This is a genomic window from Gaiella sp. (assembly GCF_035710885.1).
Classification (GTDB): domain Bacteria; phylum Actinomycetota; class Thermoleophilia; order Gaiellales; family Gaiellaceae; genus Gaiella.
On the sequence record NZ_DASTCS010000037.1, the window covers coordinates 1 to 19,792 of the forward strand.

At 71.7% G+C, this 19,792-nt stretch carries 22 protein-coding genes; 10 read left to right on the forward strand and 12 right to left on the reverse strand.

Features of this window, described 5'->3' with window-relative positions; genetic code table 11:
- The 6 genes from VFO26_RS07880 to VFO26_RS07905 all read right to left on the reverse strand — a co-directional run.
- The coding region (locus VFO26_RS07880) for an FAD-dependent oxidoreductase (RefSeq protein WP_325114387.1) at nt 1–433 on the reverse strand (433 nt) is incomplete at its 3' end.
- Nucleotides 434–435: 2 nt separating this feature from the next.
- Nucleotides 436–882: a hypothetical protein gene (locus tag VFO26_RS07885; protein ID WP_325114388.1), complete on the reverse strand. Its 447-nt coding sequence runs from the start codon at nt 880–882 to the stop codon at nt 436–438.
- Nucleotides 879–2,309, reverse strand: a complete 1,431-nt coding sequence (locus tag VFO26_RS07890; protein WP_325114389.1) for an FMN-binding glutamate synthase family protein — start codon at nt 2,307–2,309, stop codon at nt 879–881. Before VFO26_RS07890 ends, VFO26_RS07885 begins: the two co-directional genes overlap by 4 nt.
- 120 nt (nt 2,310–2,429) lie before the next feature.
- Nucleotides 2,430–3,263: a hypothetical protein gene (locus VFO26_RS07895; protein ID WP_325114390.1), complete on the reverse strand. Its 834-nt coding sequence runs from the start codon at nt 3,261–3,263 to the stop codon at nt 2,430–2,432.
- Complete coding sequence (locus VFO26_RS07900; RefSeq protein ID WP_325114391.1) at nt 3,251–4,183, reverse strand: hypothetical protein; 933 nt, start codon at nt 4,181–4,183, stop codon at nt 3,251–3,253. The genes VFO26_RS07895 and VFO26_RS07900 overlap by 13 nt, the downstream gene beginning before the upstream one ends.
- 25 nt (nt 4,184–4,208) lie before the next feature.
- Nucleotides 4,209–5,609 carry a glutamine synthetase family protein gene (locus VFO26_RS07905; RefSeq protein WP_349259060.1) on the reverse strand — a complete coding sequence of 467 codons (1,401 nt, stop codon included), beginning with the start codon at nt 5,607–5,609 and terminating at the stop codon, nt 4,209–4,211.
- 206 nt (nt 5,610–5,815) lie between these two features.
- Between VFO26_RS07905 and VFO26_RS07910 the strand changes: the two genes are divergently transcribed.
- The 6 genes from VFO26_RS07910 to VFO26_RS07935 all read left to right on the forward strand — a co-directional run bounded on the left by VFO26_RS07910 (nt 5,816) and on the right by VFO26_RS07935 (nt 11,640).
- Nucleotides 5,816–6,610, forward strand: a complete 795-nt coding sequence (locus VFO26_RS07910; RefSeq protein ID WP_325114393.1) for a thymidylate synthase — start codon at nt 5,816–5,818, stop codon at nt 6,608–6,610.
- A gap of 17 nt (nt 6,611–6,627) precedes the next feature.
- Nucleotides 6,628–7,110 (forward strand): dihydrofolate reductase, encoded by a 483-nt coding sequence (locus VFO26_RS07915; protein WP_325114394.1) that lies wholly within the window; start codon nt 6,628–6,630, stop codon nt 7,108–7,110.
- A gap of 10 nt (nt 7,111–7,120) precedes the next feature.
- Nucleotides 7,121–7,573: a GreA/GreB family elongation factor gene (locus tag VFO26_RS07920; protein WP_325114395.1), complete on the forward strand. Its 453-nt coding sequence runs from the start codon at nt 7,121–7,123 to the stop codon at nt 7,571–7,573.
- On the forward strand, nt 7,566–8,936 hold the full coding sequence (locus VFO26_RS07925) for an aspartate aminotransferase family protein (protein ID WP_325114396.1): 1,371 nt from the start codon (nt 7,566–7,568) through the stop codon (nt 8,934–8,936). The genes VFO26_RS07920 and VFO26_RS07925 overlap by 8 nt, the downstream gene beginning before the upstream one ends.
- Before the next feature lie 191 nt (nt 8,937–9,127).
- Nucleotides 9,128–10,924 carry an O-antigen ligase family protein gene (locus VFO26_RS07930; protein ID WP_325114397.1) on the forward strand — a complete coding sequence of 599 codons (1,797 nt, stop codon included), beginning with the start codon at nt 9,128–9,130 and terminating at the stop codon, nt 10,922–10,924.
- Nucleotides 10,925–11,019: 95 nt separating this feature from the next.
- Nucleotides 11,020–11,640, forward strand: coding sequence for a hypothetical protein (locus VFO26_RS07935; protein ID WP_325114398.1), 621 nt, complete (start codon nt 11,020–11,022; stop codon nt 11,638–11,640).
- 43 nt (nt 11,641–11,683) lie between these two features.
- On the opposite strand, the gene VFO26_RS07940 is transcribed toward VFO26_RS07935, so the two are convergent.
- The 3 genes from VFO26_RS07940 to VFO26_RS07950 all read right to left on the reverse strand — a co-directional run bounded on the left by VFO26_RS07940 (nt 11,684) and on the right by VFO26_RS07950 (nt 13,560).
- Entirely contained in the window at nt 11,684–12,238 is a 555-nt protein-coding gene (locus tag VFO26_RS07940; RefSeq protein ID WP_325114399.1) for a hypothetical protein, read from the reverse strand.
- The gene (locus tag VFO26_RS07945) at nt 12,235–12,783 is read right to left on the reverse strand and encodes an RNA polymerase sigma factor (RefSeq protein ID WP_325114400.1); all 549 of its coding nucleotides are present in this window, start codon (nt 12,781–12,783) and stop codon (nt 12,235–12,237) included. Before VFO26_RS07945 ends, VFO26_RS07940 begins: the two co-directional genes overlap by 4 nt.
- Before the next feature lie 165 nt (nt 12,784–12,948).
- Nucleotides 12,949–13,560 carry a superoxide dismutase gene (locus tag VFO26_RS07950; protein ID WP_325114401.1) on the reverse strand — a complete coding sequence of 204 codons (612 nt, stop codon included), beginning with the start codon at nt 13,558–13,560 and terminating at the stop codon, nt 12,949–12,951.
- A gap of 78 nt (nt 13,561–13,638) precedes the next feature.
- On the opposite strand from VFO26_RS07950, the gene VFO26_RS07955 reads away from it, so the two are divergent.
- The 3 genes from VFO26_RS07955 to VFO26_RS07965 are packed head-to-tail and all read left to right on the forward strand — an operon-like array spanning nt 13,639 to nt 16,182.
- Nucleotides 13,639–14,247, forward strand: coding sequence for a Fe-Mn family superoxide dismutase (locus tag VFO26_RS07955; RefSeq protein WP_325114402.1), 609 nt, complete (start codon nt 13,639–13,641; stop codon nt 14,245–14,247).
- Between the two features lie 55 nt (nt 14,248–14,302).
- A complete protein-coding gene (plsY, locus tag VFO26_RS07960; RefSeq protein ID WP_325114403.1) occupies nt 14,303–14,908 on the forward strand; it encodes a glycerol-3-phosphate 1-O-acyltransferase PlsY in 606 nt (201 codons plus the stop codon).
- Nucleotides 14,905–16,182, forward strand: coding sequence for an InlB B-repeat-containing protein (locus tag VFO26_RS07965; protein ID WP_325114404.1), 1,278 nt, complete (start codon nt 14,905–14,907; stop codon nt 16,180–16,182). The genes plsY and VFO26_RS07965 overlap by 4 nt, the downstream gene beginning before the upstream one ends.
- Nucleotides 16,183–16,185: 3 nt before the next feature.
- Here the strand turns inward: VFO26_RS07965 and mptA are convergent, their stop codons facing one another.
- Genes mptA through VFO26_RS07980 form a run of 3 tightly spaced genes read right to left on the reverse strand, consistent with a single transcriptional unit; the run spans nt 16,186 to nt 18,832 of the window.
- Nucleotides 16,186–17,154 carry a GTP cyclohydrolase MptA gene (gene mptA / locus VFO26_RS07970; protein WP_325114405.1) on the reverse strand — a complete coding sequence of 323 codons (969 nt, stop codon included), beginning with the start codon at nt 17,152–17,154 and terminating at the stop codon, nt 16,186–16,188.
- A gap of 30 nt (nt 17,155–17,184) precedes the next feature.
- The gene (locus VFO26_RS07975; RefSeq protein ID WP_325114481.1) at nt 17,185–17,970 is read right to left on the reverse strand and encodes an alpha/beta fold hydrolase; all 786 of its coding nucleotides are present in this window, start codon (nt 17,968–17,970) and stop codon (nt 17,185–17,187) included.
- Nucleotides 17,971–18,004: 34 nt separating this feature from the next.
- Nucleotides 18,005–18,832, reverse strand: a complete 828-nt coding sequence (locus VFO26_RS07980; RefSeq protein WP_325114406.1) for an Fpg/Nei family DNA glycosylase — start codon at nt 18,830–18,832, stop codon at nt 18,005–18,007.
- Nucleotides 18,833–18,877: 45 nt separating this feature from the next.
- Between VFO26_RS07980 and VFO26_RS07985 the strand changes: the two genes are divergently transcribed.
- Nucleotides 18,878–19,771, forward strand: a complete 894-nt coding sequence (locus tag VFO26_RS07985; RefSeq protein WP_325114407.1) for an asparaginase — start codon at nt 18,878–18,880, stop codon at nt 19,769–19,771.
- Nucleotides 19,772–19,792 lie beyond the last annotated feature (21 nt).

The following is a 19,792-nucleotide window of genomic DNA, read 5'->3' on the forward strand; positions in this document are numbered from 1 at the left end:
GGTGCTCGTGCAGGCACACGCTGAGCCCGGGAGCGCGCCAATCGGGGAAGAGGGCGCGCATGTGGTCGGCCACCTCGGTCTCCCCCAGGATCAGCTCCGACTCGTAGCCGATCCGCTGCTGGCGCTCGTGGACTGTGGTGAGGTCTTCCTCCTGGGCGCCGTCCCCGAGCGCGATGTATCCGGAGCCGTGGTAGTGGAGCGTCTCGGGATCGGACTCCCAGATCTCCACGCAGGCGGCCATCAGCTCGGACATCGCCGGCTGGAAGTAGTTGTTGCGCACGACGCCACACGCGATCCCGGACGCGCCGGCCGCCACGCCGGTCTTGTCGAGCACCACCACCTGCTCGCCGCGCTCGGCGAGGTGCCAGGCGGTCGAGAGACCGTGCACGCCGGCCCCGATCACGAGGTACGGGACGGAGCGCTCGCGGGCCATCGTCAGTGGAGCGGCGGCTCCCAGCCCTCGAGCACCGAGGGCTGCCAGTCTTCGCCGACCGTCCGCGAGCCCTCCACCCACGGGCCGAGCTCCGGCTGCGGGAACTTGCAGTGCTTCTCCTTCAGGCGGATGCCGTAGGAGTTGCCCGACTGGAGGTGGGCGATCAGCACCTTGCGCGCGATCTCGTTCTCGCGGCCCTCGGGGATGTCGAAGTAGAGCTTGAGGAAGGAGTTCGAGTAGCGGTCGAAGACCGCCGGCAGGCCCTCCTCCTCGAGCAGCTCGATGTCCTCGAGCCAGTTGAGGTCCTGGCCGGGAGTGGCCGCCTCGAGGTCGATGTCCTCGACCGCCGAGATGTCCTCCTGGTACGGGTAGCGAGTGCCCGAGAGGTACTCCGAGTCGATCGCGACGATCTTCTCGGGCTCGCGGGTGCTGGGCGCGGGCTCGCTCATCGTCCCGCCTCCTCGCGCACGGCCGGCAGCTCGTCGATCGGGTTCTCGAGATAGCGGTCGAGCAGCGTCTCGATGCGCTGAAGCGCGTTCTCCTCGGAGACGCCCGGGATGTAGTTCGTGCCGGCCAGCGGGACCTTCGCCATCGCCGCGGCCTCGGTGGTGAGCGCGCACAGGTCCTCAGGCTCGAGGCTGTGAACGTTGGTCTTCCCGCACGCGCGCGCGAGCATCTGCACCTCGAGCGTGAGCGTGTGGAGGAAGTTGTAGACGCGGTTGGCCGCCTCCTCCACGTGCAGCCGCTTGCGCAGCTCCGGGTCCTGGGTCGTGATGCCGACCGGGCAGCGGCCCGTGTGGCAGTGGTAGCACTGGCCCGCCGGCACGCCGATCGTGCCCTCATAGTCGGTGACGCCCGGGATCTCCTTGTTGCAGTTGAGCGCCATCAGGGCGGAGTGGCCGATCGCGACGGCGTCCGCGCCGAGCGCGATGCACTTGGCCACGTCGCCGCCGTTGCGGATGCCGCCGGCCACGACGAGGTCGATCTCGTCGGCGAGACCCACGTCCTCGAGGGCGCGCCGCGCCTCGGGGATCGCCGCCATCAGCGGTATGCCGGTCTCCTCGGCGGCCGTGTGCGGGCCGGCACCGGTGCCGCCCTCTGCGCCGTCGAGGTAGATGATGTCCGGTCCGCATTTGGCCGCCATGCGCACGTCGTCGTACACGCGCGCGGCGCCGAGCTTGAGCTGGATCGGGATCTCGTAGTTGGTGGCCTCGCGGGTCTCCTGGACCTTGAGGCTGAGGTCATCCGGGCCGAGCCAGTCGGGATGACGGGCCGGCGAGCGCTGGTCGATCCCCGCGGGGAGCGAGCGCATCTCCGCAACCTGCTCGGTCACCTTCTGGCCCATCAGGTGACCGCCCAGGCCGACCTTGCAGCCCTGGCCGATGAAGAACTCGACGGCGTCGGCGAGCATCAGGTGGTGCGGGTTGAACCCGTACCGGCTCTGGATGCACTGGTAGTACCACTTGGTCGAGTAGTCGCGCTCGGGCGGGATCATCCCGCCCTCGCCCGAGCAGGTCGCGGTCCCGGCCATGGACGCGCCCCTGGCGAGCGCCATCTTCGCCTCCAGCGAGAGGGCGCCGAAGCTCATCCCCGTGATGTAGACGGGGATGTCGAGCTCGAGCGGCTTCCGGGCGAAGCGGGCGCCCAGCACCGTGGTCGTGTCGCATTTCTCGCGATAGCCCTCGATCACGAACCGGGTCAGCGTGCCCGGCAGGAAGACGAGCTCGTCCCAGTGCGGGATCCGCTTGAAGATCGAGAAGCCGCGCATCCGGTAGCGGCCCAGCTCGGCCTTCATGTGGATGTCGTTGATCACCTCGGGCGTGAAGATGCGGCTCCGCCCGAGCACCTCTCTCGTGCCAGGGCTATCTTCGGCCACGAACGGCCTCCTCGTCGCTGCCGCAGGCAGCCGTCGGCTTCCGGGGTGTGGCCGCGGGACGGGCCGGATTCGTTCCGGTGAGTGTTCCGCTCCGGCGGAGCACTCCCTCGCAGGCACGCATCAGATCACCAGCTTCTTCTCGGAGGGCTCGAGCGAGTCGTAGTTGTAGAGCACCTTCCCGCACACGAACTTCTGGAGCTCGGGCGGGTCGCCGAGGCCGTAGATGCGGAACTTCCGCGCGACCAGCTCGGTGTCGGCCTCCGTCCACTCGCCGGGGACGCAGTCGATCCCGAGCGACTTGACCTTCCCACCGACGTAGATCGTCCCGTCGTACATCGAGTCGCCGAGCCCGGGCCCGACGTCACCGAGGATGATCTGGCGGCCGCGCTGCATCATGAACCCGGTCATCGAGCCGGCGGATCCGCACACGACGATCGTGCCGCCCTTCTGGTCGATCCCCGTGCGCGCCCCCACCCGCCCCTTGACGACGAGGTCGCCGCCCCGCATGGCCGCGCCGGTGAGCGACCCGGCGTTCGAGTCGACGACGACGACCCCGCTCATCATGTTCTCGCAGGCGGACCACCCGACTCGGCCCTTGACGTGAACCTCCGGCCCGTCGATCAGGCCGCACCCGAAGTAGCCGAGGCTGCCCTCGAACGTGATCCTGCAGCGCGTCAGGATGCCGACCCCCAGCGAGTGGCGGGCCTGCGGGTTGCGCACGACCACCTCGCTCACGCCCTCGTCGTAGACGAGCCGGCGGAGCTCGAGGTTGATCGTCCGCGTCGTCAGGTCCCTGGCGTCGAAGGACGCGACGCCCGCGCCGTCGACCGTCGCCGTGCGGGGCGCTTCGGCGTCCGGCTCCGAGAGGCCGCGCGCGTCGTAGGAGATCCCACGCCCACCGGGTGCCGGGTCGGGCCCGCGCGCCGGTTCCGGCGGCCGCGTCACCGATTCCACACGAGCACCTCTCGCTCGTACGGGTCGTATGTCTCGATCTCGTGGTCGACGATCTGGCGGATCGCGATCTCCTCCGAGGCCACGGCGGTGAGGTCGTCCGACTCGTAGAGGACGAGCGGCTTCGCGGCGAGCTCGTCCTTCGCCACGCCCAGCGCGTCCTGCGTGACGGCGATGTACGTGAAGACGCCGTCGAGGTCGTCGAGCGACCGGTGCATCGCCTCCTCGAGCGCGTTGCCCTCCCGCATCTTCTCGGCGAGGTACACGGCGATCACCTCCGAGTCGCACTCCGACATGAACCGGTGCCCCGCCCGCTCGAGGCGGCGGCGCCACATGAAGTAGTTCGTCAGCTGGCCGTTGTGGACGACCGCGACGTCCGAGAACGGATACGCCCAGTAGGGGTGCGCCCCCGCGATGTCGACCTCGGACTCGGTCGCCATCCGGACGTGCCCGATCGCATGCGTGCCCGTGAACGCGTCGAGGCGGTACTGGCCGCCGACCGTCTCGGCGTCGCCGAGGTCCTTGACGATCTCGAGCGAGTGCCCCAGCGAGAGCACCTCGGCGTCCGGGATGTCCTCCACGAGGTCGGCGAGGCCCTTCAGGTCACCGTCGTAGGCGAACGAGACACGGAAGGCGTAGGGCGTCTCCTCCTCGACGCCCTGGAGCCGGGCACCCAGGCGCAGCAGCCTCGACTCGACCTCCCGGCGATGACGCCGCAGCCGCCCTTCGAACTCGAAGTCGCGGGGAGTGTTCGCGTCCGCGAGCTTGTACCGCATCACGAGCGCTCCGTCGTCGGGCTCGCCGTAGAGCGCGAAGCCCGTCGAGTCGGGGCCGCGGTGCTTCATCGACTGCAGCATCCGCGTCATCTCCAGGCCGACGGGATGCTCTCCGTCCCGGTAGATGATCCCGGCGATCCCGCACATCGTCCGCTCGCCCTTCGCGCGCCCGCTAGGGAAGCACGTCCAGGTATTCCTCGACGTCCCAGTCGGTGACGGTGGCGCAGTAACGCTCCCACTCGTCGCGCTTGTAGTGCATGAAGACACGGTACATGTCTCCCGGGAGCGCCGATCTCACCACGTCGTCGGCCTCGAGTGCATCGAGCGCGTCCCCGAACGTCATCGGGATCCGGCGGACCTCCTTGCCCGCCTCCATCGCCTCGTAGATGTTCCGCTCCTCCGGCTGACCGGGGTCGATCCGGCGCTCGATGCCGTCGCGCATCGCTGCGATGAGCACCGCCAGCGACAGGTACGGGTTTACGGCCGAGTCGACGGAGCGATATTCGAAGCGGCCGGGCGCGGACACGCGCAGCGCGGTCGTCCGGTTCTGGTAGCCCCAGTCGGCGAACACCGGCGCCCAGAAGCCGGTGTCCCAGAGCCGGCGGTACGAGTTGACGGTGGACGCGGTCACCGCGGTGAGGGCGGCGAGATGCTCGAGGATGCCGCCGATCGCCCACACGCCGAGCTCGCTCGGGCGCTGCGGGTCGTCGGTGTCCGGCAGAAAGGCGTTCTCGTCGCCGCGCCAGAGCGAGATGTTGTGGTGGCAGCCGTTCGCCGAGACGCCCATGAACGGCTTCGGCATGAAGCAGGGGAAGACGTTCTGCTCACGACCGACCTGCTTCGCGATCTGCCGGAAGGTGGAGAGGTTGTCCGCGGTCAGCTCGGCGCGATCGAAGCCGAAGTTGAGCTCGATCTGGCCCGGCGCGTCCTCGTGATCGCCCTGGATCATGTCCAGCCCCATCGCCTGGCCGTACTCGACCATCTTGTGGATCACGGGCTGCAGCTCGGAGAACTGGTCGATGTGGTAGCAGTAGGGCTTCGTGACCCCGTCGACGTCGGGTGTCCCGTCCGCCTTGTTCCGGAGCCACATCATCTCCGGCTCCGTCCCCGCCCGGAGGTGAAGGCCCGTCGCCGCTTCGAACTCGCCCTGGAGCCGCTTGAGGTTGCCGCGGCAGTCCGAGGTCAGGAATGCGCCTGGATCCTCTCGCTCCTCGCGGTTGCGGAAGCACTGGCACCACACGCGGGCGACCTTGGTGTCCCACGGGAGGGGCTGGAAGGTCTCCGGCTCGGGCACGCCCACGAGCTCGGCGGCCTCGGGCCCGTAGCCGATGTAGTTCCCGTGGCGGTCGGTGAACAGGTTCGCCGTCGCGCCGTACACGAGCTGGAAGCCCTTCTCGGCGACCACCTCCCAGTGCTTCGCCGGCACGCCCTTACCCATGACCCGGCCGGTGACCGAGGGGAACTGGAAGTAGACGTAGGTGACGCCCTCGCGGTCGATCCGCTCACGGACGTGTCGCACTGCCTCCGCACGGCCCTCGGCGGTCACGAACGCTTCGAGATCGGTCGGCACCACGGCCTCCTGGTCGAGTGGTCACGAACAAGCGCGCGGTCTTGCAGGTCCGGCACGCCGACCCCGGCCGTCGGGCGCGGGCGACTCCGTATCTAGGCGTACGCCCGAAAGGCTGTCAAGCGACAGGTGCCGCGAGGCGCCACGTCGGACCCCGACGCCGACCGGGGAGCGCCCCGTCGCTCGCCGGGAGCGGTGGTACCGTCGGAAGGGTGCAGCAGTACCTCGATCTCCTGAAGCGGACGCTCGACGAGGGGGCCCGCAAGGACGATCGCACGGGCACCGGCACGCTCAGCGTCTTCGGCCACCAGATGCGCTTCGACCTGCGCGCCGGGTTCCCCCTCGTGACCACCAAGAAGGTCCATTTCCGGTCGGTCGTCGGCGAGCTGCTGTGGTTCGTCCGCGGCGAGTCCAACGTCCGCTCACTCCAGGAGCAGGGCGTCGCGATCTGGGACGAGTGGGCCGACGAGCGCGGCGAGCTCGGCCCGATCTACGGCTACCAGTGGCGCTCGTGGCCCGCGCCGGACGGGCGGCGGATCGACCAGCTCGCGGCGGTGATCGACCAGATTCGCGACGACCCGGACTCGCGACGCCACGTCGTCAGCGCCTGGAACGTGGCGGACATCCCCGAGATGGCGCTCGCGCCCTGCCACGCGCTGTTCCAGTTCTACGTCGCGGAGGGCAGGCTCTCGTGCCAGCTCTACCAGCGCTCCGGCGACCTGTTCCTCGGCGTGCCGTTCAACATCGCCTCGTACGCGCTCCTCACACACATGGTCGCGCAGGTGACGGAGCTCGAGGTCGGTGACTTCGTGCACACGCTCGGCGACGCCCATCTCTACCTCAACCATCTCGAGCAGGCGCGCGAGCAGCTCACGCGCGACCCACGGCCGCTGCCCGAGCTCCGGCTCGACCCTGCGTGTCGCGAGATCGACGCGTTCCGGCTCGACTCCGTCGGCGTCGTCGGCTACGACCCGCACCCCGCCATCAAGGCGCCGATCGCGGTCTGATCTTGACGGTCACGATCGTGGCGGCCGTCGCCCGGAACGGCGTGATCGGCGTGGACGGCGGCCTCCCGTGGCGCCTGCCCGACGAGCTGCAGCGCTTCAAGCGGCTCACGCTCGGTCACGCGCTCGTGATGGGGCGCCGGACGTACGAGTCCATCGGCCGCCCGCTGCCGGGCCGGACGACCGTCGTGGTCACGCGACAGCGCGACTGGGACGCCCGTTCCGAGGGTGTCGTCGTCGCGCACGGCGTCCCCGAGGCGATCGAGACCGCCGCCGCCGTCGACGACGAGGTGTTCGTGGTCGGCGGGGCCCAGGTCTACGCCGCCGCCCTGCCGCTCGCGGACCGGCTCGACCTGACGCTCGTCGACGCCGAGCCGGACGGAGACACCCGGTTCCCGGAGGTCGACTGGTCGATGTGGCGGGAGGTCGGGCGCGAGCCGGGCGCAGGATGGACCGCGGTGACATACGAGCGCGAGGGCGGGGACGCCGGGGCGCTCCGGTAGCCTCAGCCGCGTGACCGAGACGGGAGAGGTTCTCACTGGGGAGCAGATGGAGGCCCTCCAGGCCGAGCTCGCCGAGCTCGAAGGCCCGCGGCGGGCTGCGGCCATCGAGGCGATCGCGACCGCGCGTGCGTTCGGCGACCTCTCCGAGAACTTCGAGTACCACGCCGCGAAGAACGAGCAGGGCCTGCTCGAGGCGCGGATCACGAAGCTGCGCGCCCGGATCCACGACGCCCGCGTCGTCGACCACGACACCGACGACCACGTCGGGCCGGGCTCGATCGTCGAGATCGCCGACGAGCAGGGCGACGTGATGGAGGTGACGATCTCCTCGGTCGGCGGAGGTGTCTCGACGGACTCTCCGCTCGGCGCCGCGCTGATGGGCGCGGGGGTGGGAGACGTCGTCTCCGTGGAGGCACCGCGCGGCTCGTGGCGGGCCACGGTCCGCTCGATCCGCCGTGCGTGAGCTCGCACCCGGTGTGACCGCGGAGCGCCTGGCGGAGCTCCACGACGCCGAGGAGCATCGCTTCGCTCGAGAGCATCCGCGCTCGCTCGAGCTGGCTCGGGCGGGGCGGCGGCACCTCCTCGCCGGCGTCCCGATGCACTGGATGGCGAAGTGGCCGGGCGGCTTCCCCCTGTTCGTCGCCGAGGCGCGTGGCAGCCGGTTCACCGACGTCGACGGGCACGAGTACGTCGACTTCTGCCTCGGCGACACCGGAGCGATGAGCGGGCACGCCCCGGGGCCGACCCTGCGCGCGATCGCCGAGCAATCCGCGCGGGGGATCACCACGATGCTGCCCTCCCAGGACGCGCTCTGGGTGGCCGAGGAGCTGACGCGCCGGTTCGGCGTCGATCGCTGGCAGTTCGCGCTGACCGCGACGGACGCGAACCGCTTCTCGATCCGCCTCGCCCGCCACGTCACGGGACGGCCGAAGGTGCTCGTGTTCAACTGGTGCTACCACGGCACGGTCGACGAGGCCTTCGCGACCCTGGAGTCGGGAGCCGTCGTCGCGCGGAGGGGCAACCTCGGCGCTCCGGTCCCGCTTGCCGAGACGACCAGGGTGGTCGAGTGGAACGACGTGGCCCGCCTCGAGGAGGAGCTTGCCGCCGCGGACGTCGCACTCGTCCTCACCGAGCCCGCGCTCACCAACGTCGGAATCGTCCACCCGGATCCCGGGTTCCACGACGCGCTCCGCGCGCTGACGCGCGAGACGGGCACCCTGCTCGCGATCGACGAGACCCACACGATCTGCTGCGGGCCGGGCGGCTTCACCGCGCTCCACGGGCTCGCGCCCGACATCGTCACGATCGGCAAGCCGATCGCGGGCGGCGTCCCCGCTGCGGCGTACGGCTTCACGGCCGAGCTGGCGGATCGAATCGACGCGTCGATCGAGCTCGAGGACGTCGACGTCGGCGGTGTCGGAGGGACGCTCGCGGCCAATTGCCTCTCGCTCGCGGCCATGCGGGCGACGCTCGGGGAGGTGCTCACCGACGAGGCCTTCGCGCGCATGATCCCCCTCGCGCGGCGGTGGACGTCCGGTGTCGAGGACGCGATCGCCGAGACCGGCCTCCCGTGGCAGGTGACACAGCTCGGCTGCCGCGCGGAGTACCTCTTCGGCCCCGACCGCCCGCGGAACGGGAGCGAGGCGCACGCGGTGGGCAACTTCGCGCTCGAGCACTACATGCACCTGCACGCGCTCAACCGGGGAATCCTCCTGACGCCGTTCCACAACATGGCGCTCGTGTCGCCGGCGACCACCGAAGCCGACGTCGACCGGCACACCGAGGTGTTCCGCGAGGCGGTGCGGGAGCTCCGCCTGGACACCTAACCGCACCGGCGCCCGAAAAACTCGGAAATTGCGGTTTTCGATCGCGCTGGTCCCTTGCGTGTCGTTCGGGCCGTGCGTAGATTGCGGGCCATCTGAGCCGGCGGGCCTTCGGGTTTGCCGGCTCAGTGTCTTTCTCGGGCCTCCTCGGAAGGCCCGTTCCCTCCCTCCGGCGGCGCACCTACGGTTCGTCCGTGCCGGTGCTCGAGCGTGTGCTCGTCGTGGGCGTGCCCGCCGCGATCCTCGCCGCTCTCGCCTGGTCGAGCGGTGGCTACTTCCCCCGCACCTGGGGGGCGGTGCTCCTCGTCGAGGCGATCGTCCTCGCCGCGGTCGCCATTCTCGCCGCGCGGGCACCGACGAGCCTTGCCGGGCTCGGCGTCGTGGGAGGGCTCCTGGGCCTCGTCGGGTGGCAACTCGTCTCCCGCGCGTGGGCGGTGGATCCGGACGCCACGGTGCTCGAGGCCGAGCGGACGCTCGTCTACGCGGGGGCCGCAGCCACGGCGTTCCTCACGGTGACCCGTGACCGCGCAGACGGGCTGGTCATGGGCATCCTCGTCGGGACGGGGGTGGTGACCATCGGCGGCCTCGCGGAGCACGTGGTCGGCCCGGGAAGCCCGAACGACCGCCTCGAGGCCCCGGTCGGCTACCCGAACGCCTCCGGGATCCTCGCCGCGACCACGCTTCTCCTCGGCCTGGGCCTCTCCGCGGAGGCGGCACCCCGGCGGCGCGCGCTCGCCGCCGGGCTTGCCGCCCCTGCCGCCGCAGCCCTCTACCTCTCGCTCTCCCGCGGCTCCCTCATCGCGGCTGCGATCGGCGTCGTCCTCCTCGCCGTCACGACGGGCCGGACCGTTGCTCTGGGACGCGTCGCGCTCGTGGCCCTCCCCGCTGGCGGCGCCTTTCTCCTCGCTGCTCAGGTCGGGGAGCTCGATGCGCCCGGCGCGTCACTCGGCGAGATCGCGTTCCTCCTCGCACTCGTGGGCCTGGCCCTCGCCGCGGCCGTCCTGGCCGTGGCGACACCCCGTATCCCGGTGCCGCATGTCTCGCGGAATGCGGGGTTCGCGCTCGGGGCGGCTGCCGCGGTCCTGGCCGTCGTGGCGCTCGCGTACCTGGGAGCGCGGGAGATCCGGGAGGCTCGCTCCACTCCTGCCGCGCAACAGGGCGCGCCGGAGAGGCTGCTCTCCGGGTCGACGAGCTCACGCTCCGAGTACTGGGGCGTCGCCGGCGGGATGGTCGAGGACGCCCCGCTGCTCGGTGAGGGGGCGGGGGGGTTCACGCGGATCTGGCTCCGGGATCGCCCCGCGCTCCTGTTCGTGAAGGACGCCCACAACCTCTATCTCGAGACGCTCGCGGAGCTGGGGCCGGTCGGCCTCGCCGTGCTGCTGGTCGTGCTGCTGAGCCCGCTCGCCCGCGCGCGCAGGGCCGCCGGTCACCCGGCCGGCCGGGCGGCGCTCGCCGCGTACGTCGCGCTGCTCGCCCACGCAGCCATCGACTGGGACTGGGAGCTGCCGGCCGTGACGCTCGCCACGGTGTTCCTGGGCGTCGCTGTCGTGCAGCTCGGGGGCCGGGGCGACACCCTCCCGCTGACTCCGGCCGCGCGGGGCGCGATCCTCGCTGGCGCTGCCCTGATAGGGGCGGTCGCGATCGTCGCGCACGCCGGAAACGGAGCGACTGCCGAGGCCCACGAGGCACTCGACCGTGGCGACGCGAGCACGGCCGTCCGCCAAGCCGACCGCGCCCGGCGGTTCGTGCCGTGGGCGGCCGAGCCCTGGCAGCTCCTCGGCGAGGCCGAGCTCGCAGCAGGCCGGGTCGAGCCCGGACGGCGGCACCTGCGACGCGCCACGAGGGAGGATCCCCGTTCCTGGAGCGCCTGGCTCTCGCTGGCGGCGGCCAGTCGGGGCGTGGAGCGCGAGCGCGCCCTCGAGAGAGCGAGCGGGCTGAACCCCCTCGCGCCGGAGCTCGAAACCCTCGCTTCGGCCGCCCGGAATCCCTGAAACCGGCGTCAGGATCCCCAATTCGGGTGATTAGCCCTTCGGGCTCCCGGGGATGAACCCGATAGGCTGTTGATGCCCACTCGAGAGGGGGTCGGATGAAAGACCGTACGTTCGCACCACGCCTCGGGGCGACACTCGTCGTGGCGCTCGGGGCCGTCGTCGCGTTTGCGGCGATCGGCGGCGCGGGGCTCGCCGGAGGGCTCGCGAAGCCGGCCAAGTCGCAGTACGGGCCGGGCCAGTACCAGTACGGAGCCAAAGTCACGCTCTGCCACAAGCAGAAGGTGACGCTCCGCGTCTCCGTCAACGCGGTGCCCGCACACATGAAGCAGCACGACGACACGCTCGGGCCGTGTGCAACGGCCGCGGCAGCGAAGGCGACGGCCGCCAAGCTGAAGGCCGCCAAGCTGAAGGCCGCCAAGCTGAAGGCCGCGAAGCTGAAGGCCAAGAAGGCGGCCAAGGCCGAGAAGGCCGAGAAGGCCGCGAAGGTCGCCAAGGCGGCGAAGGCAACGGCGCCCTCCACGGAGACCGCCGAGGACGCGAAGCCGTCGAAGCCGGCCAAGGCGGAGAAGAAGGCAGCGAAGCAGGCCAGGTCGACGCCGGCCGCAGCACCGTCCGCTCAGGCGGGGATCGTCACGACCGGACCTGGCAAAGGGAACGGGAACGGCAACGGGAACGGCAACGGCAACGGCAACGGCAACGGAAACGGCAAGAAGTGAGCTCGCGTGGCGGCGGGCCTGAACAGGCCCGCCGCCCAGGCTTCTAGGTGGTGAGCACGGGCCGGTCGCTCCCCACGCGGACGACGACCCAGCCGTCGAACGACCTCAGGCGGTACGGGGCGTTGAGCGGGACGGCCGCCTCGCCCGTGGAGATCGCGAACGCGCCGCAGTTCTCCGCGAGCTCGTCTCCACGCGTGAGCCACAGCTCGTACAGCCCGGACGACAGCCCCTCGACGCGGAGCTCCATCGGCCAGTTGCCAGCCTCGTCCTGCTCGAACACGTCCAGCTCGGCGCGCGCCTCGTCGGCGCCCGTCATGGCGATCGTCCGGAGCGGACCGGGTTCGCCCCCGCCGCCCACGAGATAGCCCACGCCGAACAGGGCGCAGGCCGCGACGGCGGCGGCCGCCACCGCGGTGTACCGGTAGCGGCGCGGGAACGGGAGCACGCGGGCTGCCGGCGGCGGCGGGGCGCGCTCCACTGCGGGCGAGAGCTCCGGGGGCGGCCCGGCGCGCTCCAGCAGGTCGTGCACGCGCTGGAGCCGCTCGAGCTCCGCCGGCCCGAGGTCGTCGCCGCCGACGATGTCCCGGACGTCACTCATCGCAGCTCGTCTCCCAGCTCGTCGGCGAGGTGCCTGAGGGCGGCCCTGGTGCGGGTCTTCACGGTGCCGAGCGGCAGGCCCACGTAGTCGGCGATCTCGCTCTGCGAGAGGCCGCTCCAGTAGCCGAGCTCCACGAGGGAGCGCTCCTGCTCCGGCAACGTCTCGAGCGCGCGATGAACACGCCAGGACAGCCATTCGCGCTCCGCGGCCTCGGGCGGACCGGGGTCGGAGGACGCGACCTCGGGAGGATCGTCGACGGTCGGGTCGGGCCTCCGGCGGAGCCCGTCCACGATCGCGTTCCGGGCGACGGCGTAGAGCCACGAAGCGGCGGCGCCGCGCGTGGGGTCGTAGCGGGCAGCGGAGCGCCAGACGCTCGCGAAGGTGTCCTGCGTGGCGTCCTCCGCCCGGCCCCGGTCACCGATCCGTCGCAGCGCGATTCCGAGCACCGGTCGGGCGTAGCGTCGGTGCAGCTCCTCGAACGCATGGTGGTCGCCGCCGGCGATGAGGCCGATCAGCTCGGCATCTGGGCGGGAGTCAGCTGCCACGAAGAGGATGCTCGCGGCTCGGCCGCGCGAGGGCAAGTCCATCCGCACCGCGGCCGCCGCGTTCACACCAGTGAATACGGAAACCCGAGCGCGCCGGATTGCCGGCGAGCCGACCGAGCCTCCGGCGGAGGGGCGCGAGCGAGCCCCTCCGCTCCGCGGGTGGCACTAGCTCGCTCGGGCGGCCTCGAGCTTCGCCCCGACGGCGTTCCAGTCGACGACGTTCCACCAGGCCGCGAGGTAGTCGGGCCGCCGGTTCTGGTAGTTGAGGTAGTAGGCATGCTCCCAGACGTCGATGCCGAGGATCGGCGTCTTCCCCTCCATCACGGGAGAGTCCTGGTTGGGGGTGGAGATCACGGCGAGGCCGGTCCCGTCCCAGACGAGCCAGCTCCACCCGGAGCCGAACCGCTTCACGCCCGCGTCGTTCACCTGGGCCTTGAGGTCGTCCACCGAGCCGAACGTGCCGGCGATCGCGGACGCGAGCTCGCCCGAGGGCTCGCCGCCGCCGTCCGGGCCCATGATCTCCCAGAAGAGCGTGTGATTGGCGTGGCCGCCGCCGTTGTTGCGCACGGCGGTGCGCTTGTCCTCCGGGAGGATCTCGAGGTTCGCGAGGACGCCCTCGATCGGCCGGTCCATCCACTCGGTCCCCTCGAGCGCGGCGTTGAGGTTCGTGACGTACGCCGCGTGGTGCTTGTCGTGGTGGATCTCCATCGTCCTCGCGTCGATGTGCGGCGCGAGGGCATCGAACGGATACGCAAGGTCGGGCACGGAGTACGCCATGGTGGTCTCCTTCGGTCGTCTTCTGTTGGCTCAAGGATATGCTCCCGCCCGTCCCGTCCCGTCGCACCGAGGAGCATCATGCCGCCCCCCCACGAGATCTCCGCCCGCCCGCTCGACCCGAGGCTCCTCCAGCTCTCCGGTATCTCGCGGGCGTCCGTGGAGGCGCACCACCGCCTCTACCAGGGCTACGTGGCGAAGCGGAACGAGATCCTCGGCGCCCTCGACGGCGTCGACCTCGGCACGGCCAACCAGGTGTACTCGCACCTGCGCGCGCTCAAGGTCGACCTGACGTTCGCGATCGGTGGGATCAAGAACCACGAGCTGTACTTCGCCCACCTCGGCGGCGAGGGCGGAGACCCGAGCGGAGCGTTCCGCGCGCTGGTCGAGCGTGACTTCGGCTCGGTGGAGTCCTGGCGCGCCGATCTCCGTGCCACGGCCATCGCCGCGCGCGGCTGGGCGTGGACCGCCTTCGACTGGGACGAGCGACGTCTCTTCAACTACCTCGGGGACGCCCAGAACACCTTCCCGGTCTGGAACGCGACGCCGCTCGTCGCGCTCGACGTGTACGAGCACGCGTACTTTCTCGACTACCAGACAGACCGAGCGTCGTACGTCGACGCGTTCTTCGAGAACCTCGATTGGAACGTGGTCAACGGATGGATCGCCTCCTACTCGATCCCCGTCTGACGAGGCCTCGCCACAGCCCCGCCGGGCGAGGCGCCGTGGCGCCGGGAGCCGCGCCGTGCAGGACGCGCTGATCGTCCTCGCCGGCTATGTCCTCGGCTCGATCCCCTTCGGCTATCTGATCCCGCGACTCGTGCGGGGGGACGACGTCCGCCGGCACGGCAGCGGCAACGTCGGCGCCTCCAACGTCTGGCGGGTCTACGGTCGGTCGTTGGGCATCCCCGTGGCGCTGCTCGACGTCGTCAAGGGGTTCGTCCCGGCGCTCGTCGGCCTCGAGCTCGGAGGCGACTGGGTCGGGGTACTCGCCGGCGCGGCGGCGATGATCGGGCACGCCCGGCCGGTCTTCCTGGGCTTCTCGAAGGGTGGCAAGATGGTCGCGACCGCCGGCGGCGTCGCGTTCGCGCTGGCGCCCTTCGCCGCGCTCGCCTGCCTCGTCCTCTGGGCCCTGACGTTCGCGGCGTTCCGGTATGCCTCGCTCGCCTCGATGGTCACGGCGATCGCGCTGCCGCTCCTCTGCCTTGCTTTCGGTTCCTCGTGGCCCGTCGTCGGCTTCACCGCGCTCGCCGCCGTCGGCGTGCTGGCGCTCCATCGCAAGAACGTCCGGCGGCTGCTCGCCGGCACCGAGCCGAGGTTCTCCCGCGCTCTCCCCCGAGGCGTCCGGTGACCCGTCCGGCCCTCGGGCGGAAGGCGCCCAGGGCGATCGTGCTGCTCGCCGCCGCTGTCGTCGCGGCGGTCACCGCGACCGAGAGCGCCCGGGCCGCACCGTGGTGCGGCACGACCACGACCCAGGATCGCCCGCCGGCACTCGCCGGCAGGTCGGTCCGCGTCGTCCTCGCCTTCCCCGCGGACGGCGCCGATCGAAGCGGGGAGCTCGCGCCCCGTGTCTCCGCCGACGTGGACGCGGTCACGGAGTGGTGGCGCGCACAGGATCCCGAGCGCGAGCCACGGTTCGACCGCGCGTCGTTCGCGTGCGGCGCCCAGGCCGACGTCGTCGTGCTCCGGTTGCCGCAGCCGGCGGCCTCGTTGCGCAGCTCGTCCCGCGGCGACCGGATCGCCGAGGCCGTCTACGCCGCCACGGGGCGGTCGTCCTACGAGAAGCACCTCGTCTACTACGACGGTCCCGTCGACGACCCGGATGCCTGCGGCGAGGGCGCGGGACGCTCCGACGGGTCGGGCATCGCGATCGTGTACCTGGGAGCCTGCACGGACGTCCCCTCGGCGGTGGTCGCCGCGCACGAGCTCCTGCACGCGTTCGGCGCCCTCGCCGACAGCGGCCCGCCGCACGCCTGCGCCGACACGCGCGGGCACCCGTGTGACAGCACGCTCGACCTGCTCTACCCGTACGCCTCGACCGTAGCGCTGGCTTCCCTCGCCCTCGATGTCGGTCGCGACGACTACTACGGTCACGCGGGCGGATGGCCCGACGTCCAGGACTCCGGCTGGTTGCGGCTCGTGCTCCGGCAGGTGCGGTTGACCCTCGTGATGCTCGGGCGCGGCTCCGTGGAGAGCGACGTCCCCGGGATCGACTGCGCGGGCGGCTGCGTGACCGAGTGGGATGCGGGGACGGCGGTGGCGCTGGAGGCGACCCCGGCTCAGGGTCAGCGCTTCGTCCGCTGGTCGGGTTCCTGCACGGGGACGGATCGCTGCGAGGTGACTCTGCGGGAGGCGCGCTCCGTCACGGCGCTCTTCGCCGCTGCCCGGTTCGGGCTCGTTCTCTCGGTCGCCGGGCGTGGCGCCATCACCGGCGCCGGGACGGCGTGCCGCTCCGCGCGCTGCGCGCGGACGGCCACCTCGTACGTCGCACTCAGGCTGCGGGCGGCCCCGGCCGCCGGCTGGAAGCTCGCAGGCTGGAGCGGCGGCTGCGCCGGACGCACCCCCTCGTGCACGCTCCCGATGCGGAAGGCCTCGTCTGTTCGGGCGCGCTTCGTCAGGCGCTGAACGTCAGGAGGCGCCGAGCCAGGCCTCGAGCGACGTCTGGCGGGCCGGCGGGGGGCCTCCGTCGAGCTCTCCCCGGATCTCCTCGACCGTGCCCCACCGCTCCGCGACGACGTCGTGGTCGTGGATCGTCTCCAGGTTGACCTGTCGCGAGAGCACGAAGTCGCCGTCGTCGAGCTGGGGCTCGGCGTCGAGGAGCTCCTTGAGGGCGATGCGGACGGAGTCCTCCACGAAGCGCGGCCGCAGGTGCGCGTGCTCGACGACGTGGAGCTCGTCCGGCCGCTTGAGGAGCTCGTAGACCGGAGCGCTCATCGAGCGTTCCACGATGCCCGCCAGATCCTCCGCGTCCAGGTCGTGGGCGGTGCCGACGAGCAGCGTGCCGCGTCCTCGCTGGTTGTGCGTCGCGATCGGGACGAGGTCCAGGATGCGTTCCACGTCGTCGCCGAACCCGGCCTCGGCAAGGCGCTCCGCGGCGCGGCCGCGCACGAGGCCCTGCGCGCACGGACAGGCGTTGATCCCCGTCGCCTCCACCCCGACGACACGACGCGAGCCCTCGCCCGTGGCGGCGGCGATCCCGATCAGCGAGACCATCTCCTGCGTCGTGAGGCCGGTGACCGGCGTCCGGCGCCGCTGTGGCCACCGGGCGACGATCCGCACCTCCGCCCGGAGCGCATGCTGGCGTCTGACGATCTGCGAGGCGATCCGGTCGGCGAGCGCCTCCACGAGCAGGCCCTCGCCGAGGACGACGTCGTCGATCGCCTCGTCGAACAGCTCCGGGAAGCGGGACATGTGGACGCCCTTCTGGTCCCGGGCGAGGTCGACGGTGCAGTCGATCTCCGCGGCCATCAGGATCTCGTGGTCGCCGCGGCGGATCCGGATCGCCTTGTGGACGCCGGTCACGCCCGCACGGGAGAGAGCGAGACCGACAGGCGGTGCGGAGGCCTGCATGTCGCCGACGACCGGGAAGTCGCTCATCAGGGCCACGCTACACCGTGGCATCGATCGTCAGCGCTCGCCGAGGAACCCGATCACGGTGCGGGCGAATGCCTCCGGCCGCTCGAGCGGAGGCAGGTGTGCGACCGCGGGGAGCTCCTCGAAGAGCGCGCCCGGGATCTCCCCTGCGAGGAAGCGCGCGATCCGGCGGAAGTCGCGCTGGTCGAGCGCCCCCACGAGGACGAGGGTCGGAGCGGTGACGTCTCCCAGCCGCTCGCGACGGCTCGGCGTGAGCCAGCCGCCGGTGGCGGCGGGGTTCTCCTGGTCGAAGGCGGCGCGCTGCATCTCGAAGACGCGTCGGCGTAGGGCCTTGGGTACGTCTGCCTCCCCGCGTGCGGGGCCGTCGAGCCACGTGCGGACGTTGATCCACGCGGCCTCGTCGAGGTCGCCTCGCTCGAAGGCCTCCTCCTCCTCCTGCCATGAAGCGGCGAGTGTGGCGTCGTGCTCCCAGCCGTCGATGCCGGCGCCGACGAGCACCAGCCGGTCGACCATCTCCGGCCGTGCGATCGCGAGGTCGAGCGCGACATGGCCGCCCATCGAGACTCCGACGAGGTGCGCGCGTTCGATCCCGAGACCCGCGAGGAGCTCGGCGGCGTCGGAGGCGTACACGAACGGGCCGTCCGGGAGCGGCGTCTCACCGTACCCGCGCAGGTCGAACCTGATGACGCGGAACCGGTCCTTCAGCATCGGCACGACGTCGTCCCACATGGTCCGGTCCGCGATCCCGGCATGCAGGAGCAGAAGCGGCGGCCCCTGGCCCTCGTCGTCGTAGGCCAGGGCGACGCCGTTGACGTCCATCGTCGGCACGTGCCGACGATACCCCCGTTCGCCCTCAGCGAAGCAGCCGGGAGAGCCGACGGTCCTTCAGGATCCGCCCCCCGGTCTGGCAGGCGGGGCAGTACGTGATCGTGTGCTCCTCGAAGTCGACGCGCCGGAGGGTCTCGCCGCAGCGCGGGCACGCCTCCCCGAACCGGCCGTGCACCCGGTAGACGTCGGCGTCGCCCTTGCCGGCGAGGCGGAGCTCCAGCGCCCGTTCGAGGTCGTCCCGGATCGAGGCTGCCAGCGTCTCGACCTCGCCCGGCGCGAGATCGGTCGAGAGCCTGAAGGGGGAGAGCCGCGCATGCCAGAGGATCTCGTTCGCGTGGGCGCGGCCGATGCCCGCAATCGCGCGCTGGTCGCGGAGGAAGGGATGGAGCTGACGGCGCTCGCGCGCGAGAATCGCCCCGAGCGTCGCCGCGTCGAGGTCGAGCGCGTCGGGACCCAGGTGCGCGAGCTCGGTGTCCAGCGATGCGGGCGTGAGCAGCCACACCCCCGCCCGTTTCTTCTTCCCGGCCTCGGTCAGGAGGAGCTCGCCGCCGTCCGTGAACGCCACGCGGAACATGGGCTTTTTGGGGCCGGTCTTACCGGCCGCCAGGTATCGCAGGCGGCCGGCGCTCATCAGGTGCACCCGGAGCACGAGCTCCCCGTCGACCGTGGGGAAGAGCAGGTTCTTGCCCCGCCGCCGGGCTCCCTCGAACGAGCGGCCCTCGAGCGCGGTCGTCGGCGGGTCGAACGTCTTCAGCGTGGCGACGTGGCCGGGCCGGGCCGACTCGATCGGGGCGCGGGCGACGAGGGGATCGAGCTCGCGAACCCACGCCTCCACCTCGGGCAGCTCGGGCATGTCCTGAGGGTAGTGCCTCGGGAAGGTCGTCTAGGCTCCGCCGCCGTGCAGCCGATCGTCGTCGAGGTGACGCGAGGCGAGGTCGTCGAGGCCCGCCACCAGGTGCACGCCGTCGTCGTCAGCGGCGGGCGCATCGAGCTCGCGGCCGGTGACCCGGGGCTCGTCACGTTCCTGCGCTCTTCGGCGAAGCCGCTCCAGGCGCTGCCGGTCGTGCGCGCGCGCCCGGACCTCGACGACGAGCAGGTGGCGCTGCTCTGCGCGTCGCACCGGGCAACGACGGAGCAGGTGACGGTCGTGCGGCGGATCCTCGCCGCCGCCCCGGCCACGGAAGACGACCTCGAGTGCGGGCCAGAGCCGACGAGGATCGAGCACAACTGCTCCGGGAAGCACGCCGGCTTCCTGGCGCTGTGCCGCTCCCAGGGCTGGCCGACGGCCGGCTACCGGTTGCCGGCGCATCCCTGCCAGCAGAGGATGCTCCGCGAAGTGGCCGGCGCGGCGGAGCGTCCGCCGGCCTCGATCGCGACCGCGATCGACGGCTGCGGCGTGCCCACCTTCGCGCTCTCGCTCGAGCAGGCGGCGCACGCGTTCACGCGACTGCCCTCGCTCGACGGCGGCGAGCGCGTCGTCCGCGCGATGCGCGCACACCCCCATCTCCTCCGGGGCCCGGTCGCCGCCGACGCCGCGCTGATCCGCGCGCTCGACGGCTGGGTGGCGAAGGGCGGGGCGGAGGGCTTGTTCTGCGCCGCCTCCTCCGAGGGGCTGGGCATCGCTCTGAAGGTGACCGACGGTGCGTTCCGCGCGATCGCGCCTGCGCTCGCATTCACCCTCTCGCAGCTGGGGCTCGAGGCTCCCGGGATCGCGGCCGAGGAGGTCGTCAACAGCCGCGGTGAGCACGTCGGCGCGCTCCGCGTCGTCACCCCGCGCCGGGGGCTCAGATGACCGAGAATCGATTATCCGCAC

What these genes read in the sequence shown, in the direction of transcription:
- VFO26_RS07885 (WP_325114388.1), bottom strand. Translation starts at nt 882, where the DNA reads ATGAGCGAGCCCGCGCCCAGCACCCGCGAGCCCGAGAAGATCGTCGCG.
- VFO26_RS07900 (WP_325114391.1), bottom strand. Translation starts at nt 4,183, where the DNA reads ATGTGCGGGATCGCCGGGATCATCTACCGGGACGGAGAGCATCCCGTC.
- VFO26_RS07935 (WP_325114398.1), top strand. Translation starts at nt 11,020, where the DNA reads ATGAAAGACCGTACGTTCGCACCACGCCTCGGGGCGACACTCGTCGTG.
- VFO26_RS07940 (WP_325114399.1), bottom strand. Translation starts at nt 12,238, where the DNA reads ATGAGTGACGTCCGGGACATCGTCGGCGGCGACGACCTCGGGCCGGCG.
- VFO26_RS07950 (WP_325114401.1), bottom strand. Translation starts at nt 13,560, where the DNA reads ATGGCGTACTCCGTGCCCGACCTTGCGTATCCGTTCGATGCCCTCGCG.
- VFO26_RS07955 (WP_325114402.1), top strand. Translation starts at nt 13,639, where the DNA reads ATGCCGCCCCCCCACGAGATCTCCGCCCGCCCGCTCGACCCGAGGCTC.
- mptA (WP_325114405.1), bottom strand. Translation starts at nt 17,154, where the DNA reads ATGAGCGACTTCCCGGTCGTCGGCGACATGCAGGCCTCCGCACCGCCT.
- VFO26_RS07975 (WP_325114481.1), bottom strand. Translation starts at nt 17,970, where the DNA reads ATGGACGTCAACGGCGTCGCCCTGGCCTACGACGACGAGGGCCAGGGG.
- VFO26_RS07980 (WP_325114406.1), bottom strand. Translation starts at nt 18,832, where the DNA reads ATGCCCGAGCTGCCCGAGGTGGAGGCGTGGGTTCGCGAGCTCGATCCC.